Origin of the sequence: Sphingopyxis sp. 113P3, from assembly GCF_001278035.1 — a bacterium.
Taxonomy (GTDB): Bacteria; Pseudomonadota; Alphaproteobacteria; order Sphingomonadales; family Sphingomonadaceae; genus Sphingopyxis.
Genome location: NZ_CP009452.1, coordinates 2,176,894 through 2,193,851, shown reverse-complemented (window position 1 = coordinate 2,193,851; position 16,958 = coordinate 2,176,894). Strand labels below are relative to the sequence as shown.

The following is a 16,958-nucleotide window of genomic DNA, read 5'->3' as shown; positions in this document are numbered from 1 at the left end:
CTGAATTAATATGAGGGGCCGATGGGGGTTTCCGATTCGCTAGACGATGCGGAAAAAGCATCGAATTTTCTTTCCGCCTTATTAGAGGCGGCTGGAAGGCATCCTTTCGTTTTCGTGTTCGTTATAATGGGGCTGGCATTTTTGGTGTCATTCTTGCCAAATGGACCGGTGAAAGCCTATATTGAATACCGGAGCGAGATGAAGAAGCTGCACGCGCGCACCGCCCCTGGTAAGCGTCGGTTAAGCAATGCGCGGCAGAATCGACCCAATCGCCGGAAAGGAGGCTAGCATGTCTGTGTACATCGCGGTCGCTGCCATCATCGCCGCCATAATCGGCCCGTATGTGATCGCGTGGAATTTTCGTCGAGCGAAGGCGCGGTTGGCCTACGCAGAGAAGATCTGGGACAACGTCGAGCAGTCGGCTCGAGTTCTCTTGGAAGATCGCCACCTTGATCCGCGGATCGGCGACTTTATAGATTTTGTCGTTGGGGAGCTTGGTTCGGGCCGCATGACCCGGATTGCTCTGAAAGCCGTATTGCACCCGAAGAAGTCACCTCGACCTATGCCAGAATTGACGGGCGGCCAAGGTGTACAGTTCGGCCGCTTCATGTTGAGCGCGCTGCTGTTCGACTCACTTCACACGACCTTCAGCGGTTTCATCCTCCGGCGATGGCTATATTGGCTCACCACGACTGTTGGCGACAAGAAGGCTGTTGTCACTGAGCCGCAGGTCGCGCCCGTTGTGGAAGCGGCTGACAGGATGTGGCATTCGAAGACACGTATCTGCGTTCCAGCGTGAATGGGGCGGCAGTTCCTTAACTGCCGCCCATCCTGCGAACAGCATCAAGCGCATCTTCTTCGCAGCGGAAGGTCTCGTCCAGAAAGTGCTCTTCGCCGTCGATCACTTCGACGATGAAATAATCTCCATCAGGATCAGGTCCACGGACTTTGTAGGTCATCGTCATCCCCTCAAATCAGTGCCGGCCTCTCTTTGGCCTTTCGCGCGAACCACGGCTGATCGGTCCGGTTCACGACGAGCCGATCGGCAGCATATTGCGTGACCAGGTGCATCGCTTCTTCCGCTGGCGAGCGCAGCCAGGCGTCGTGATGTTCCGGGTGAAGGATAACCGGCATCCGGTCATGGATATCCATCATCTCCGGCGTCGCGTCGCACATCACGCCGGAATAGGCATTTCCCCATTCATCGGTTTGCCGCCAAAGCCCCGCCCATGCGGCGATCGGCTGGTCGGCGACGCTGATCCACGTGCGGGTCATCTGGCCCTTCTCGCCCTCAGCCTCGGCAAAGGCGGTGAAGGGTATCAGGCAGCGCGCAGCGGGGTCGACGAATTGCTTTCGCCAGAAGGTCCAGAGTCGATCGTCGCGGAGATTGTTGACGGGCTGGGGCTTGTTCGGCTTCCCGGTGCGCTTGTTGACGGTGTGACGGGGGAAGCCCCACGCCATCTGCTCTATGATGCGCTCACCGTCCTGCTCGCGCACGACGAGGCCGGGATAGCCGGGATAGGTGTCTTCGGGCGCATTGAAGCCGCGCGCGGGCTGGGCGCGGAACAGGTCGGCTATCTCCGCCACGGTCGTTTTGGTGGTGTAGAGGTTGCACACGCCCCCGAGCATGGCGCGCGCGCATCGAGAGTCAACGGCGTCGCTGAACCTCACGCTTGAATTCGCGCATGTCCGCGCTCGGCAACATCACTGTCGCCTCTTTCCGCACGAGCTCGATTGAGGGACCCTGCCGAGCCCGCCCCGCGTCCTCGCACGCCGAGCACTTGAGCCGCCGCGGGACCGAGCGCATCCGAATGTCCCAGCCGCGGCGCCGGAACCAGTCCCATAGATCGATGCTCTCGAGGATCGACGCGTGACCGCACGGGCAGCGCGCGAGCACATTGTAGTGCATCGCCCCCGCGTCAACGAGATCGCGCGCCTCGTATACATATTCCCGACTCATGATTTGTCGCAGGATAGCGACTGGCGGGCGAAACCACACTCCCAAGGGGAGCGCACCAAGAGCATCGCCCTAAAGCCCCCGCTTCTCAAGACAGGAGCCGGCCAGCCGCGAGCATCATATGGAATCGAGCCCGCGCTGGCGAACGGAACTGTCCTCAATTTGGTTATTGTTGTATGGGGGGATTGCGCGGCGAGTTAGGACAGGGGGTTCCCGGTCGGCTCGCCGCCATATCGGTTAACGGGCAGCTGGTCACAAATATGTGAACAACGATCGCTCATGCGTTCACGTCTTTGTGAGCGAGGGCGGCGAGTCGTCCATCATTTGTCCCATCCCATGATGCGGTTGATCTCGGCTTCGTCGAGAAACCCGCCTTCATGTCTGGCGCGCGCCGTCTTGACAATGAAGCGCCATAACCTCTCGAAGGCGCGAGCGCTCTTGCGGTTCCAGCCGTATCGCTTTCCCCGGCGAAGGTGCGCGAAATATAGTTTACGCATGCGAGAGCGCGCCGGGACGTATCGTCGCCAATGCTCGGCGCAGAGATACTGATCGGACGCCGTGAACCCTTTCGCTGCGGTCGTCCGCTTGCACCCCTCGATGGCGCAGGGATTGCGGCCGTGATGCTTCTTGCACCGATGCTCGCCGCGCGTGTCGGTCTTCATCGGGTGGTGCCAGCGCTCGCCGCATACGATGCAGCCGGGGCCGGGCACAATCTCCCATTGGTCCCAGACCAAACCCCAGTCATGTAGCCGCAGCCATTCCTCGAGCTTTCCTCGGTCGGGGACAGGCGCAGCGGCAAAGGGGCTATCGACGAGCGAGAATATCGTCGCCATCGGATGCACCGGATCGTGCATGCCGGTGTCGCGGCCGTCGACGGTCTTGAGAGTGACGAAATGCGCTCGAGCGTCAAGATATCGCCCGCTGCGATGGCGCGCGAGGAAGCCCTCGCCGTGCGAAATCATCGCTGCCTCGCCCTCCATTCCGCCGCGTGCTTCGGGCATAGATCCTTGTCAGGGGCAGGAACGTGCGTGCAGCGGTCGCAGATCGGCGCGTCGCAAGTGCCCGACTTCTTGGTCTTCACCTTCCAGTCGCACAGAAGCCCCGCGGGGAGGCCGCAGCTCACGCACTTGCGCGTACGCTGGCGAGGTCCGCAGACGATCGCGGATCCTCCGCCCGGCAGGTCGACGCACTGGCAAACCATCAGCGCCGACGCTCCGGTGTTGCTCCGGTGAAAGGCCCGGAAAGGCGGGTGATGTTCCGCGCTTGTTCTCGCGCACACTCAACGCAACTGCACCTGTCTGACGGAAATCTGCGGCTTTTAAGTCCGTCCCCTCTCTTCGGGAGGCAGGGGCCGGAGGTTCGAATCCTCTCTCCCCGACCAGTTCCTTTCGCAATCACTGCTCTTGTAACCTGCGCGCGGAACACCTAGATTGGTGTCACGCCGTTCTGGTTTACCCCCTTTCCATTACGGCGAGTGCCCCGTCGCATGACGTGGGCGCGTCCTCCCTTGACCCTGGCCACCTCGTACCCTGGTACGAGGTGGTTTTTTATTCAGCGGCAAGCGGGAGCGAATCGTCGCCCGTCTCGGCAAGGCGCGCGACCAGATGCGCGAACCAGTCGGCGAGCCACGCGGCCCGGGCGCGATCCGGCATCCGGTCGGAGGCAAGGTAAAGGCGCCGGTCAATCTCGATCTGAACAGCGTGGACGCCGCGCTCGGGCGTCCCGTGCGTCCTGACAATATGACCGCCCGCATAGGGCTGGTTGCGCACCACGGGCACACCGAGCCCCCTCGCCGCCTCCATCACGAGATCGACGAGTTCGGCGTCCGCCGTCGTCCCGAATCTGTCGCCGATAACAATCTGCGCGCCGTGCCCCGGCTGCCCCTCGGGGATGGGGGGCATGCTATGAAGATCGATGAGGACCGCGCGGCCGAACCGATCCCGCGCGGCCGCGAGCTCCTCGGCGAGTGCGGCATGATAGGGCCGGTGGAACGCTTCGAGCCGCCAGTGCAGCGCCGCGCGATCGATGGGGCGGCGCCAGAGCGGGCCGCAGCCGGCAAGCCGAGTCGGTATGACGCCAAGGCCGGCGCGTTCCTTGCGCCCCGGCGCCGAGAACTGCGCGTGCAGCGAGGCGTCGACCTCGCCCGGCGCCATCTGTCCCTCGCCGCGGTTGCAGTCCGCGACGGCGCGGGCCCAGAGAGCCTCGACAACGACGGCCCCGGCCTCGCAGGCCCGCGCAGCAATCGCGTCGCACCAGCTATCCTCGAGACGCTCGAGCTGTTCGCGAGACACCCGCATCGCAGCCAGTATTTCGGGAGGGTAGATGCGCCCGGCGTGCGGAACCGACACGATCACGCTTCCGTTCGCCGCGGGGCGGTTGACAGCGATGGCAGGCGGCGGAATGGAGCGGCGCGGCATGGAAAGAGGCGTGCCAAAAAAGCGCGCGCGAATCCAGCCGCGCGGGGTCAATTTGTTAAATCTCTCGCGCTATATGGGCCGTCACTTGAAGGCTTCGCCCCAAAGGCGGCAGCACGGGACCAGGGGCATGAAGTTCACATGATTCGCATCTTGCTCGCCGAGGATGATGATGTGATGCGCGAATATCTCGCGCGCGCGCTGACCAGCGCCGGCTATCACGTCACCGCGGTCGACCGCGGCACCGAGGCGGTGCCTTATATCGATTCGGGCACGTTCGACCTGCTACTCTCCGACATCGTCATGCCCGAGATGGACGGAATCGAACTTGCTCAGCACACGGCGAAGGCCGCCCCGCAGACGCAGGTCATGTTCATTACCGGTTTCGCTGCGGTCTCGCTGCGCGCCGAGGAAAATGTTCCGCAAGCGAAACTGCTGTCGAAACCGTTTCACCTCAAGGATCTGGTGCGCGAAGTCGACAATCTCTTCGGCCGCGCCGACCGGTCAAGTCAACAATAACGCCGCCTCGACGTGCGAAGGGCTTGCCAAGCCGCGTCGAGGTGATTAGGGGGCGCGTCACCCCAAGGGATGGGCGTGTAGCTCAGTGGTAGAGCACTGTGTTGACATCGCAGGGGTCGCAAGTTCAATCCTTGCCACGCCCACCATTCAAAACGCCGCCGACCCTTGGCTCTTCCCCGTGAACGGGGGATGAGGGTGGATCAGACCCGATTGATGACGCCATTCCAACCGCAAAGAGCGAGCACGCGCAAGCGGTAGTTGTGAAAGTTGCGGAAGCCGAACGCGCGGCGCGAGATCATCTCCATCTTTGTGTGAAAGCCCTCGGTGATTCCATTGTTCCTGGAAAAGCGCCACATGCGGGCGACGGGCTCGAGCCAGCTGGTCAGGGTATCGGCGAGGGACTTGAGGGGGCTGGCGGCGAACTGATCGATCAGCCTGAGCAGGTCGGGGATAAGCTGGCTGGCCTTTTTGGCATTGAGGGATTTTTGCGTCAGCAGGAGGGCCATGTCCTGCTTGGCAGTGTAGAGGGCTTCGAGCACCGGATTGGCTTTCAGGTAGACGGCCAGCCTTTTGCGCTGTTCTTCGCTTAGCTTCCATCGATGGCGCCGCATCAAACTGAGCAGCCCGCGATTCTTTCGGCCCTCGGGATCGAAGCGCTTCCATCCTTCGAGGAAATGCTGGTTGAGCAGCCGAATGACATGGAAGCGATCGGCGACGATCTTCGCGTTCGGAAAATATTTGCGGGCGATTGCGCGATAGGTTTCCGACAGGTCCATCACGATGACCTTGACCTTGTCGCGCCCTGGCAACCTTCGCAAATAGCTTCGTAAACTGTCTTCCGAGCGTCCCGGGACGACATCGTAGACCTTGTGATTCTTCAGATCGACAAATGTCGTCGCATAGCCTCTCTTGCGCGAGAAAAAATGCTCGTCGATCCCCAGGACCTGCGGGCAGGGCCGACCGGACAGCTCCGAGACGCGCTGTTCGATGAAATGATGATACCAGCGCTCGATGGTTGCACTGCCGATCGCATGGGTGCTCGTCAACTGGCTTTGGCTGATGCCTCCGTGGTGACCGTCGAAGACCTCAAGACGGTACGTCTCCGTCGCGCGATAGCGCGGACGGATGCCCGAAAAGCGATGACGGAAATAGCGGCCGCAACCGGCACAATGATATTTGGGCACCGCAAGGTGCACGATCAGGATCTGGTTGCCTTGACGCGTGTGCTTGAGCTCGCGCTCATAAGTCGCCTTGATCCGCAGCCCCCCGTGGCCGCAATAAAGGCAAACAGGCCGCTTCGTTGGCCGCGCCCACACACGAATGTCGCGTCGCCGCTCGACACGGACAATCTCAACATCCGACAGCCCTAATATGCCGTCGATTCCCTGATCAGCCTTCTTCTTCATCAGACTTGTCCTTCCTATGACAAGTCTAACCCAATTTCCCTCATCCCCCGTTCACGAGGAAGAGCCCGACCCTTTCGGGGTTGGCGGCGTTTTTGCGTTTCGTCGTCCTGCGCCCAGATCAAGCCATGCCGCGCGCGAGGTCGCCGCGCGAGGCGTCGCCGATCTGGCTGCCGCCATCGCAGTCGAGGATCGTCCCTGTGATGTAGCCAGCGGCAGGCGAGCAGAGAAACACGGCCGATTCGGCGACTTCCTCGATCCGGCCCCAGCGCTTCATCGCGATCCGGGCATAATGCGCCTCGCGCGTGGCGGCATCGGGGGCCAGACGTTTCATACCCTCGGTATCGGCGATCGGGCCGGGCGAAATGCCGTTGATGCGCACGTCGGGGCCCCATTCGAGTGCGAGCACGCGGATAAGCTGGTTGATCCCCGCCTTCGCGGCGCAGGCGTGCGCCTGCAGCGCCGAGGCGTTGACCGCCTGCCCCGCCGTGATCGCGATCAGCGAGGCGCCCGGGCGGCTGAGCAGATCATGGCAGCCGCGAAAGACATTGAAGGTGCCGTTAAGGTCAATGTCGACAACGGTGCGAAAGGCGTTCGCCGACATGCCAAGCACAGGGGCGAGAAAATTGCCCGCCGCACCTGAGATGACGAAGTCCAGCGCGCCAAGCTTGCCCGCGGCCGTCTCCATCACGCCGCGGATGGCGGCGTAATCGCGCACATCGCCCGAAAGGCCGATCGCATCATGGCCGATTTCGGCGGCCGCGCGCTGGGCCTTGTCAGGGTCGCGGCCGGCGACCGCGACCTTGGCCCCCAACCCGGCAAAACGCTTGGCAATGCCGAGGTTGATCCCGCTCGTCCCGCCGGCGATGAATGCCGTCTTGCCCTCGAACAGATTGTCGCGAAAACTCGTCATGCTGCTATCTCCCCTGAAGCGCACGATCCGGGGTTGACGGATCGGATTCGGTCGCCTTTTGAAACCCAACCAGACAGCAAGGACGAACCGATGGCAAGAGGCCCCACCTCCAACAGCTTCATTTCGCAGCGATTGAAGCTGCACTATGTCGACTGGGGAAATGAAGGCGCCCCGCCGCTGCTGCTCGTGCACGGCGGACGCGACCATTGCCGAAGCTGGGACTGGGTCGCCGAGAAACTTGCCGACCGCTATCATATCATCGCGCCCGACCTTCGAGGCCACGGCGACAGCGCCTGGTCACCGGACGCCAATTACGACATGGACGCCTTCGTCTACGACCTCGCGCAGCTCATCCACCAGCTCGACCTCGCCCCGATCACGATTGTCGCCCATTCGATGGGGGGCAATATTGCGCTGCGCTACACGGGTCTTTACCCGGACCATGTCCGCAAGATCGTCGCGATCGAAGGCCTGGGGCCTTCCCCAAAGGAGCGTGCAGAACGCGCGGCGGTGCCGGTTGCCGAGCGCTTCCGCAAATGGATCGAGGACAAGCGCGCGGCGGCGGGCAGAATCCCCAAGCGCTATGCGACGCTCGACGACGCCCTCGCCCGGATGATGGCCGAAAACGCGTATCTCACTCCCGAGCAGGCGCGCCACCTCACCGTCCAGGGAATCAACCGAAACGAGGATGGGAGCTGGAGCTGGAAATTCGACAATTATCTCAACGTCTGGTCGGTGTTCGACATGCCCGAGGCCGATATCGAGGCGCTGTGGTCGGCCATCACCTGCCCCACATTGCTTCTCTACGGTGCCGACAGCTGGGCCTCGAACCCGGAAAAGGACGGCCGGCTCGCCCATTTTCGCAACGCTAAGGTGATTGAATTTGAAAATGCCGGCCACTGGCTGCATCATGACCAGTTCGAACGGTTCATGTCCACGCTAGACGAATTTCTGTAGGCTCAGCCCCGAGGCGCTTGGCCGCCGTGGATGGAACGATGAACTACAGCGGTCAGATTTCGGGCCGGCAACGCGGGATCGCGGCAACTGCCACGGTGCTCGCCGTCGCGGCGGTGGGAACAGGTCTGGTAAGCGGGCTCGATCTCTCGGTCGTCCGTGTCGCGGAGGCCGCGATCAGCGCAATCACCATAGCAGCACCCCCGCCACCCCGCGAGGAGCCTCCATCGGAGCCGCGCTTCGCCGAAAAAGCGAGCGGCAAAGAGGGGGCTGCAAACAAGAGAGCCAAGGCCGCCCCGGTCGCGGCGCCCAAAGCCAAGCTGAAGCCGTTCGAGCCGACAGTCCCCGCCGCGCCAGCACCCGGCGCGGGTAGCGAATCCTCCGCGGGTGCCGCGCCCACCGCCGGAACGGGTTCTGGCGCGGGCGGCCGCGGTGACGGACTCGGCGCCGGCGGATCGGGCATCGGCACCGGCGGGGGAACACGTCCGGCCTGGATTAGCGGTACGATCCGCGATTCCGATTATCCGAGGCCCGCGGCCCGCGCGAAGGTCGGTGGCGAAGTTGAGGTTCGCTTCACCATCGAGACAACAGGGCATGTTACCGGTTGCCGCATCGCTCAGTCCAGCGGCGATCCGTCGCTCGATGCGACGACGTGCCGCCTGATCGAAATGCGCTTTCGCTTCAAGCCCGCGACCGATGGCCGCGGAACGCCTGTAGCGACCCCTTATGGCTGGCGCCAGACTTGGTGGCTTGAGCCCCGCCGCTGATCTCACCTCCCCGGCTGCGACTATATCGCGAACGATTCTCAATTTCATTGACACTGCGATCGATTCGCAATAGCAGCCCTCTGGTCAAAGGACACACTCGAAATAAAAGGGGAAATTGATGTCGATCTTGCGTTTGCGCGAAACCATGTCCGCGGCGGCGCCGGCCTATCTGGCGCTGAGCTGCTTCGGTGTCGCCATCTATCCTGCAACGGCGCAAGAGAGCGGACAACAAGCCAAGCATCCCGTGCTCGGCGGCGTCACCGTTGTCGACACCGCGATCGAGGAAGACGGCTACAAGGTCGACAAGCCCTCCTCGCCCAAATTCACCCAGCCGCTGCGCGACACGCCGCAGACGATCCAGATCATCGACAAACAATTGTTCACCGAACAGGGCGCGACGACGCTGGCCGAAGTGCTGCGCAACAGCCCGGGCGTCGGCACCTTCTATGCCGGTGAGAACGGCAACACGACGAGCGGCGATTCGATCCGCATGCGCGGCTTCGACACGTCGAGCAGCATCTTCGTGGACGGCATTCGCGACCTCGGCTCGATCTCGCGCGATGTCTTCAATACCGAAGCGGTCGAGGTCGCGAAGGGGCCGGCAGGCACCGACAACGGCCGCACCGCCCCGACCGGGGCGATCAATATGGTGACCAAGCGCGCTTCGCTGGAAAACGCGCTTTCGGGGGCGCTATCGATTGGGACCGACAGGCAGAGGCGCGTGACGGCGGACGTCAACCAGACGCTCGGCGCCTCCAGCAACAACGCGCTGCGCCTCAATCTCTTGTGGCAGGACAGCGACGTTCCGGGGCGCGACCATGTCGAGAACCAGCGCGTCGGCCTTGCCGCCTCGCTCGGCCTCGGGCTGGACACCTCCACCCGCGCCTGGCTCAATCTTCTCTACGTCGATCAGGACAATATTCCCGACGGCTATGTCCCGACGATCGCCCTCCCCGGCTGGCAGCCGCAACCTGGACTGGAGCCGCTGGCCGGCCATCCGGTCCGTTCGGAGAATTTCTACGGCACGCGCAAGGATCACGACGATGTGACAGCGAGAATGGCAACGCTCATCATAGAGCATGATTTTTCCGACAGCGTTCGGCTTACCAATATCGCACGCGCCGGTGAGACCCGGCAGGACTATCTGCTGACCGCCTTCATGTCGACAGGAGCCAATATTAGTGGCGATCCAGCCAATCCTGACGACCTTTCAGCCTATCACATGACGCGCGGAAACCCGACGATCCGCGACAGCAGAAATCGCATCCTCACCAACCAGCTCAACCTTCGGGCCGATTTCGCGATCGGAGCGATCGAGCATAATCTCAGCATCGGCGCCGAGATCACCGGCGAGAAGCAGGTCCTCTACAGCCACAGCTCCACGGGCACACTGCCGGTCGCCAATCTCTATAATCCCGACTGGAACGACACGAGCGACTACACCCATTCGCGCAACGGCGCCGCGTCGCGGGGTAAGACGAACACCCTCGCCTTTTATGCCTTTGACACCGCGAAATTCTTTGACGGGCTGTTGCTGGTCACCGGCGGCGTGCGGGTCGACCATTTCAAGACGACCTATTTCACCAATGCGGTCTGCAACAACGGAACCGGCCGCGGCGCCGTGCCTTGCGGCACCGCGCCAGTCGGCACGATTGTCACCACTGCCGACCTGAAGGCCAAGGATACGCTCTTCAACTGGAAGCTCGGCGCCGTCCTGAAGCCGAGCGAGCCGGTCAGCCTCTATGTGAACTACGCGCTGTCACAGCAGCCCCCAGGCGGCGAGACCTTCACGCTCGCGACCGGCAACAACGCCAACAACCCCGACTTCGCTCCCCAGAAAGCCAGGACGATCGAGGCGGGCCTGAAGTGGGACCTCCTCGATGGCGCACTCGCGCTTAACGCGGCCGTGTTCCAGACCAAGGTTCTGAACGAAATCAACGCCGCCGACCCCTCTGACATCCAGAGCGGCTCGAAGCGGGTGCGGGGCTTCGAACTGTCAGTGGTCGGCAATATTACCGACGCCTGGTCGATATCCGCCGGATACGCGCATCAGAAGACCAAGGTGACCAACGGCGACGCCGTCGCGGTCGACGGCAGCAGCGGCCTGACCTATGCGCCCGACGACAGCTTCTCGTCGTGGACCAGCTACCGCACGCCCTTCGGCCTCGAGCTGGCCGGCGGCGTTCGCTACACCAGCGGAATGCGGCGCGGGACTGATGGCGCGGTCGGGACGCCGCCACGCACCCAAGGCTATACGGTCGTCGACGCGATGCTCGGTTATGCGATCAACGACAACGTCAAGCTGCGCGCGAACGCCTATAATCTGTTCGACAAAGATTATGTCGCCGCCATCAACAAGAGTGGCTACCGCTACGTCCCGGGGCAGCCGCAAACCTTCCTGTTCAGTGCCGACTTCCGCTTCTAGGCAGGAAGGGCACCGGGGCATGGCGGGGGGCTTGCCTACCGCCTTTGCCGTGTGAAAGATATTGGAGACCGGCATGTTGCTGCACATCCCGAAAGTTCTGACGCCCGACGAGGTGGCCGAGTTCCGCCGCCGCCTCGACGGTGCCGACTGGACCGACGGGCGTGAAACGGTCGGGGCGCAGGGTGCCAAGGTCAAGCGCAACGAACAATTGCCCGACACCTCTCCGCTCAAGGTCGAACTCAGTGCTGCGGTCCTTGCCGCATTGAAGCGCAATCCGACCTTCTTTGCCGCGGCGCTTCCGCGCAAAATCCTGCCGCCGCGCTTCAATCGCTACGCCGGCGGCGGCGAATATGGGTTCCACGTCGATGGCTCCGTGATGCAGATGGCGAACGGCGAACATCTGCGATCGGATTTGTCCTGTACGCTCTTCCTCTGCGATCCGGAGGAATATGACGGCGGCCGCCTGATCATCAGCGGCAGCCCCGGCGGGCGCGGGATTGCGCTGCCAGCGGGCGACGCCATCCTCTATCCTGCAAACAGCCTTCACCGTGTCGAGCCGGTGACCCGCGGCGCGCGGCTCGCATCCTTCTTCTGGATCCAGAGTCTGGTGCGCGACAACGAACAACGGCGGATGCTGTTCGAAATGGATACCGCGATCCAGAAACTCACGCTCGACGGAGCCGACGACGATGCTGTCCTCCAACTCACTTGCGTCTACCACAACCTCCTTCGGCACTGGTCCGAGACCTGACGAGGTCGAAGCGCCGCGTCGCAGCGAGGCCGGGGGAAGCGCTTGCGCGACGCCCGCCGGCACGCGCCTGGCGCCAGGCCGCTATGGCGAGGATCGCAAGCCGAATCTGCCCGCAGCCACGCTAACGCTGCTGTTGTCGGCGATATTGCTCGCGGCGCTAGCCCAGACGAATTATCGACGCGCACAGACCGGGGCTGCAAAGTTGGCGGTGGTCAACCTGTCTGCCGTCCTGCCCCCGCCGCCGCCCGCACCACAGGATGTGCCGCAGCAACAACAGGCGCCGGTCGCCGCGCCCCGCCCGCTCGTCACATTGCCGAACGAGCAGCCGCCGTTGCTGGTCACGCCGGACCCGACCCCGGCCCCGCCGGTGCCGGTCGCCCTTCCCCCTGCTCCTCCGGCCCCTCCGGCGCCACCCGCGACGGTCCAGACAGACGATCTGGGCACGCGCATGATCTCGGGAGCACCGCCAAGTTATCCGCGGGAAAGCCGGCGTCATCGCGAGGAAGGCACGGTGGTTCTCGCGCTGACGCTCGATGTCGATGGTTCGGTTGCGGCGATCTCGGTTGCGGAAAGCAGCGGCTTTCAGCGTCTTGACGAGGCGGCCCTTCGGGCTGTCCGGAAATGGCGCTGGGCGCCGACGATACGGGGCGGACAGGCCGTGAAAGTCAAGGGACTGGTCGAAATCCCCTTCATGCTGCGCGGGAAAAGCCCCTAATCGAGCATCGCACGCCACGCGCGCGAGATATGTTCCCGCCCCCGCGCCAGCACACAGGCGGCGAGCCCTTGTTCATCGGCGAGTTTGATCGCGGCCTCCGGGCCTACAACCGTGAGCGCCGTCGCCCAGCCGTCGGCCATCATGCAGCTGCGGTGGATCACCGTCGTCGAGCGCACGCCGTTGACGATCGGCCGGCCGGTGCGCGGGTCGAAGCTGTGCGAATAACGCTGGCCATCGACCTCGAAGCCGCGGCGATAGTCGCCCGAAGTCGCTACCGAGAGGTCGTGCAATGCGATCCGCCAGCCGGCGCCGGACCAGGACGGCGGCAGCTCGACATCGACCCACCAGGGCTGGCCATCGGGCCTTATGCCTTCGCCGCGCAATTCTCCACCGACTTCGACGAGGAAATGGCGCGTGCCCCCCGCCAGCAGCCATGCAGCCACTGCGTCGACGCCATAGCCCTTGGCGATTCCCGAAAGGTCGAGTAGCGCGTCCTGGCTTCGCCGCGCTCTCCGTTGCGCGGTATCAAGCTCGATCCGGCCGGTTGCGGGGGTGTCGTCCGGCGCCTGATCGACCGGCCCCGTGCTTCCAAAACCCCATTGCTCGGTGATCCGGCCCAGCGCGGGCTCAAACGCGCCGCCGCTCAATCGTTCGATCGCGAGCGCAGCTTCCAGAACATGGGCAAGCTCCGCCGGCACGTCGCGCCAGGCGCCGGGCGCGGCGCGGTTGAAACGCGAGAGGTCGGACGCCGCTTCCCACTGACTCATCTGCGCGACCACGCGGTCAAGTACCGACTGAACGCCCTGCAATACCCCTACCGGGGGCGAGACAGCCTGAAGCGACCAGCGCGTCCCCATGGTCTCGCCGGCGAAGGTTTCGATCACCGCGCCGCTGTCGCGGGCAGTGAAAGCGGCAGGCGTCAGCGCCCGCGGGATCAGGATACGGTCGGTCAGGGCGCCATCACTTCGAGCGTCGTGACATAGCTTGCCCGCCGCTGCGGCTCCGCCGTCTCGGCCGCCCCCTCGTCACCCCCGGCGCGCGGCGTCGTGACATTGAGCCAGTAGAGGCCGGCCTCGGGCCACGTCACGTCTACCTTGCCCTCGGCATCGGTCGTCAGGTCGATCTGGCCGAGCTGGTCACGGTAGCGGATACCGCCCGGAATTACTGTCACGGGCAGCCCCGCGGCCGGCTTGCCGTCGAGAAGAAACTGGAAGATCGCGGTTTCGCCCGCGAAGAGGTCGTTGGGGTGAGTGACCGGCGCCAGCTCGATGCCCTTGCCGGTGGGCGTGAACAAACCGGTCGTCGGCTCGCCCAAGGTCACAAAAATCTCGTTTCGGCTGTTCGATTCCACCGTCTTCACATTGGTCGCGCCTGCGGGAAGTCGCTCGGCGAGATTCGCACCCGTCGTTCCACGCGGCAGCCGCTCGGTCTTGCCGCCAAGGTCATAGCTGCCCATCAGCCCATCGGAGACCGAGGCAATCCGCCAGGTTCCCCTTTGCGTGAGATGCACGTCGAAGGTGCTGCGATAGCGCCCGGTTGAGGCATTCTCGATCGGCGCCTCGCTGCCGTCAGGTGCCCACGCCTTCACCGCATTGAGCCGGAGCGGCTGGTGCTCGAAATAGAAAAGGTCGTTCGACACTGCCGCATCGACCGTCACCCAGACGTCGTCGCCCGACACGATGGTCGACGAGGGGAGCAGCCATTGCCGGTGCGCGCTTGCGGGCACCGCCGCCAGAACCGCCAGCACGGCCGTCGCCGCGAAACCAATAATATGCTTCTTCATTGCTTATTCCTCTCAGCTTAGCGGAAGGAAATGGAGACGGCGCCGAGTTCGGCCTTGCCCACTGCGCGGCCGCCGGCGCCCGCCTTGCCGGGCCAGCTGAAGGGGATGCGCAGCAGTTCGCGCCCGCCAACCTCGCGAGCAGCCTCTATCGCGAGAATATATTGACCAGGCGCCAGCGCGCCGAGTTGCGCGCGCGAAAAGGAGATTTTGTGCGTCCCCGGCGCGCGCGTGGCCCCGGTGATGCCATCGGCGGGGAAACGGAGCGACCGGCCCGACACACGCCACCATTGGCGCACGTCGCGGAGCCATTTGGTCCCCTCGTTGTTCTTCATGTCATAATCGTACCAGATAGCGACACTCTTCGCCGCCCCCCCGGCCTTCTCGACCCAGATCGCGACATAGGGGCGGTGATATTCGGCCACCTTCAGCCGGGGAATGGTGACGGTCACGTCCATCGTCGCGGGCTCGGCCGCGAGCAGCGGAGCCGCGAGCGTCCCGCTCAATCCCAGCGTGAGGCCAGTGAGAGCGGCACGGGAGAGGGGCTGCATGCGATATACTCCTAATGGATGAACAGGATGGCGAGCGCGGCCGGGAAGGCAAAGCCGGAGGCGACCAGTGGCCAGGTGCTCTTCCGCTTCGCTGCGTGAAGCTGGAGCAGCAAGAGTCCGGTGAGCGCAAAGATCAGGCAGGCGCCGGCAAACACGTCAATGAACAGGCTCCACATGGCGCCCGAATTGCGGCCCTTGTGAAGGTCGTTGAGATAAGAGATCCAGCCGCGATCGGTGATCTCCGCTGTCACCGCCCCGCTCGCGCGGTCGATCGCAACCCACGCATCGCCGCCGGGACGCGGCGCGGGGAGATAGACTTCGCCTTCGGACCATTCAGCCTCTGCCGACGCCCGGAGAGGCAGCGCCTCCTCGACCCAGGCGGCAACGGGCCGCGGCAGGCGTGCCCTGCCTTCGGGAGGACCCGACGCGACGGCGCGGACAAGTGGCGGGGGGAGCTGCGCCGACCGCTCGGCGATAATGGGCTGCCCTTCGATATCCGCGGCGTGATTGAGCGTGAGTCCCGTGATCGCGAACAGCAGGAGGCCAACGAGGCTCACGGCCGAGCTCGTCCAGTGCCACATGTGCAGCTGTTTCAGCCAGAAGGCCTTCCGGCTCTTCCTCTGTGCCGGTCGCGGAGACAAGGGTGCATGCATCGGATCGTCTGACTGAGATGGGAACGAGCTGCCTCTATCGCGAACGATTATCAATTACAATAATAAATGGCGCGAGCGATCGAATGTCCATGAGCGGACCCTCAAAGGAGAGGCGGCGCGCCGGAGCGAAGCACCCCGGCGCGCCGCAGTTTAGCCGGCGCTTTTGCTGGAGGAGAGGCGCCTTCGCGCCGGCCTCATTCGGTCAGGCAGGCTCGTAAGTGACCGCCTTTTCCTGCCGCACGGTCCGGCTGCGGCGACCATCGATCGCAACGGGGGCCTCGCCGTGGATGGTGGCCCTGCGCAGTGTCCGGCGCTGGAGCCCGAAATCGGCGGTCGCGCGGTGCTGCGTTGCCTGATTGTCCCAGATCGCAACGTCGCCGGCACGCCAACGCCAGCGCACGACATTCTCCGGCTTGGTGATGTGGTCCTGGAGCGTCTGAAAGAGCCGGGCCGAATCGACCGCATTGAGACCGACGAACTGTTTCACGAAATGGCCCAGCAGAAGACTTCGCTGCCCGCTCACCGGATGGATACGAACCACGGGGTGCTCGGTTTCGTAAACCGTCGAGGCGAAGACGCTGCGGTGCTGCGCGATCCGCTCGCGCGCTGTCTCCCCATCGGGTGCCGACTGGAGGATCGAGGCATAATCGTAGAGATTGGTGTGCGTCGCCCAGAGATTGTTGACGAGCTGGCGCAGCACCTCGGGCAAGCCTTCATAGGCCGTCTCGCCATTGGCCCATTGCGTATCGCCGCCCGCCTCCGGGATGGTGATCGCGCGCAGGATCGAGGCTTTGGGATAGGCATCGACGAAGGTCACGTCGGTATGCCAACTCGACGCGGCGTAGCCTTCCTTGCTGTCGAGCTCTAGGAGGTAGCGTGATCCTTCCGCGACGGGAACGGTCGGGTGTGCGACGGGATCGCCAAGCAGGGCCGCGAAGTCTTCATGTTCCTGGTCGGTGAGATGGTGCTGGTCGCGAAAGAACAGAACCTTGTGCCGAACGAGCGCCGCCTCGATCGCCTGCACCACCGCCGCGGGCAGGTCACCGGACAACTCCACACCTTCGACGATCGCGCCGATGGTGCCGGTCACCGGGGTGATGTCGAGGGGGATGTTCTTGTCGCGTGCATTGGCGTAGCTATTGTGCAGATCACTCAT

General features: G+C 63.7%; 19 protein-coding genes and 1 tRNA gene. 8 read left to right on the top strand and 12 right to left on the bottom strand.

The genetic code is table 11. From position 1 onward, the window contains the following. The first annotated feature begins 289 nt into the window (after window positions 1–289). Window positions 290–799, top strand: coding sequence for a hypothetical protein (locus tag LH20_RS10670; RefSeq protein WP_053554176.1), 510 nt, complete (start codon window positions 290–292; stop codon window positions 797–799). Between the two features lie 16 nt (window positions 800–815). Here LH20_RS10670 and LH20_RS23490 read toward each other — a convergent pair whose 3' ends face one another. The 5 genes from LH20_RS23490 to LH20_RS10645 form a co-directional block, all read right to left on the bottom strand. After that, a complete protein-coding gene (locus LH20_RS23490) occupies window positions 816–959 on the bottom strand; it encodes a hypothetical protein (protein WP_158501123.1) in 144 nt (47 codons plus the stop codon). A 10-nt stretch (window positions 960–969) separates the two neighbouring features. Next, window positions 970–1,629 carry an SOS response-associated peptidase gene (locus tag LH20_RS10665; protein ID WP_053554175.1) on the bottom strand — a complete coding sequence of 220 codons (660 nt, stop codon included), beginning with the start codon at window positions 1,627–1,629 and terminating at the stop codon, window positions 970–972. A gap of 19 nt (window positions 1,630–1,648) precedes the next feature. Continuing rightward, window positions 1,649–1,960 (bottom strand): hypothetical protein, encoded by a 312-nt coding sequence (locus LH20_RS10660; RefSeq protein ID WP_053554174.1) that lies wholly within the window; start codon window positions 1,958–1,960, stop codon window positions 1,649–1,651. Between the two features lie 317 nt (window positions 1,961–2,277). Further along, window positions 2,278–2,958, bottom strand: coding sequence for a hypothetical protein (locus LH20_RS10655; RefSeq protein ID WP_053554173.1), 681 nt, complete (start codon window positions 2,956–2,958; stop codon window positions 2,278–2,280). 546 nt (window positions 2,959–3,504) lie between these two features. Next, window positions 3,505–4,374: an N-formylglutamate amidohydrolase gene (locus tag LH20_RS10645; RefSeq protein ID WP_235527182.1), complete on the bottom strand. Its 870-nt coding sequence runs from the start codon at window positions 4,372–4,374 to the stop codon at window positions 3,505–3,507. A 138-nt stretch (window positions 4,375–4,512) separates the two neighbouring features. On the opposite strand from LH20_RS10645, the gene cpdR reads away from it, so the two are divergent. Beyond that, complete coding sequence (gene cpdR, locus LH20_RS10640) at window positions 4,513–4,890, top strand: cell cycle two-component system response regulator CpdR (RefSeq protein ID WP_053554171.1); 378 nt, start codon at window positions 4,513–4,515, stop codon at window positions 4,888–4,890. 71 nt (window positions 4,891–4,961) lie between these two features. Continuing rightward, window positions 4,962–5,036: transfer RNA gene (locus tag LH20_RS10635), tRNA-Val, on the top strand. 54 nt (window positions 5,037–5,090) lie between these two features. Here LH20_RS10635 and LH20_RS10630 read toward each other — a convergent pair. After that, window positions 5,091–6,296, bottom strand: coding sequence for an ISL3 family transposase (locus LH20_RS10630; protein ID WP_083455375.1), 1,206 nt, complete (start codon window positions 6,294–6,296; stop codon window positions 5,091–5,093). Between the two features lie 118 nt (window positions 6,297–6,414). Continuing rightward, complete coding sequence (locus LH20_RS10625; RefSeq protein ID WP_053554170.1) at window positions 6,415–7,206, bottom strand: SDR family oxidoreductase; 792 nt, start codon at window positions 7,204–7,206, stop codon at window positions 6,415–6,417. 90 nt (window positions 7,207–7,296) lie between these two features. Here LH20_RS10625 and LH20_RS10620 point away from each other — a divergent pair, with 90 nt between their 5' ends. The 5 genes from LH20_RS10620 (at window position 7,297) to LH20_RS10600 (ending at window position 12,818) form a co-directional block, all read left to right on the top strand. After that, window positions 7,297–8,163, top strand: a complete 867-nt coding sequence (locus tag LH20_RS10620; protein ID WP_053554169.1) for an alpha/beta fold hydrolase — start codon at window positions 7,297–7,299, stop codon at window positions 8,161–8,163. A gap of 38 nt (window positions 8,164–8,201) precedes the next feature. After that, a complete protein-coding gene (locus tag LH20_RS24205) occupies window positions 8,202–8,927 on the top strand; it encodes an energy transducer TonB (RefSeq protein WP_053554168.1) in 726 nt (241 codons plus the stop codon). 118 nt (window positions 8,928–9,045) lie between these two features. After that, window positions 9,046–11,352, top strand: coding sequence for a catecholate siderophore receptor Fiu (locus LH20_RS10610; protein WP_053554167.1), 2,307 nt, complete (start codon window positions 9,046–9,048; stop codon window positions 11,350–11,352). 73 nt (window positions 11,353–11,425) lie between these two features. After that, window positions 11,426–12,103: a Fe2+-dependent dioxygenase gene (locus LH20_RS10605; RefSeq protein WP_053554166.1), complete on the top strand. Its 678-nt coding sequence runs from the start codon at window positions 11,426–11,428 to the stop codon at window positions 12,101–12,103. Further along, on the top strand, window positions 12,042–12,818 hold the full coding sequence (locus LH20_RS10600) for an energy transducer TonB (RefSeq protein WP_053554165.1): 777 nt from the start codon (window positions 12,042–12,044) through the stop codon (window positions 12,816–12,818). Before LH20_RS10605 ends, LH20_RS10600 begins: the two co-directional genes overlap by 62 nt. On the opposite strand, the gene LH20_RS10595 is transcribed toward LH20_RS10600, so the two are convergent. The 5 genes from LH20_RS10595 to LH20_RS10575 form a co-directional block, all read right to left on the bottom strand. After that, the gene (locus LH20_RS10595; RefSeq protein ID WP_235527181.1) at window positions 12,815–13,702 is read right to left on the bottom strand and encodes an FAD:protein FMN transferase; all 888 of its coding nucleotides are present in this window, start codon (window positions 13,700–13,702) and stop codon (window positions 12,815–12,817) included. The two genes, LH20_RS10600 and LH20_RS10595, sit on opposite strands and share 4 nt — an antisense overlap. 65 nt (window positions 13,703–13,767) lie before the next feature. After that, the gene (locus tag LH20_RS10590) at window positions 13,768–14,601 is read right to left on the bottom strand and encodes a DUF4198 domain-containing protein (protein ID WP_053554164.1); all 834 of its coding nucleotides are present in this window, start codon (window positions 14,599–14,601) and stop codon (window positions 13,768–13,770) included. A 17-nt stretch (window positions 14,602–14,618) separates the two neighbouring features. Beyond that, complete coding sequence (locus LH20_RS10585; RefSeq protein ID WP_053554163.1) at window positions 14,619–15,149, bottom strand: DUF2271 domain-containing protein; 531 nt, start codon at window positions 15,147–15,149, stop codon at window positions 14,619–14,621. 11 nt (window positions 15,150–15,160) lie between these two features. After that, window positions 15,161–15,802, bottom strand: coding sequence for a PepSY-associated TM helix domain-containing protein (locus LH20_RS10580; protein ID WP_053554162.1), 642 nt, complete (start codon window positions 15,800–15,802; stop codon window positions 15,161–15,163). Window positions 15,803–16,004: 202 nt separating this feature from the next. Beyond that, window positions 16,005–16,958, bottom strand: coding sequence for a TauD/TfdA dioxygenase family protein (locus tag LH20_RS10575; protein ID WP_053554161.1), 954 nt, complete (start codon window positions 16,956–16,958; stop codon window positions 16,005–16,007).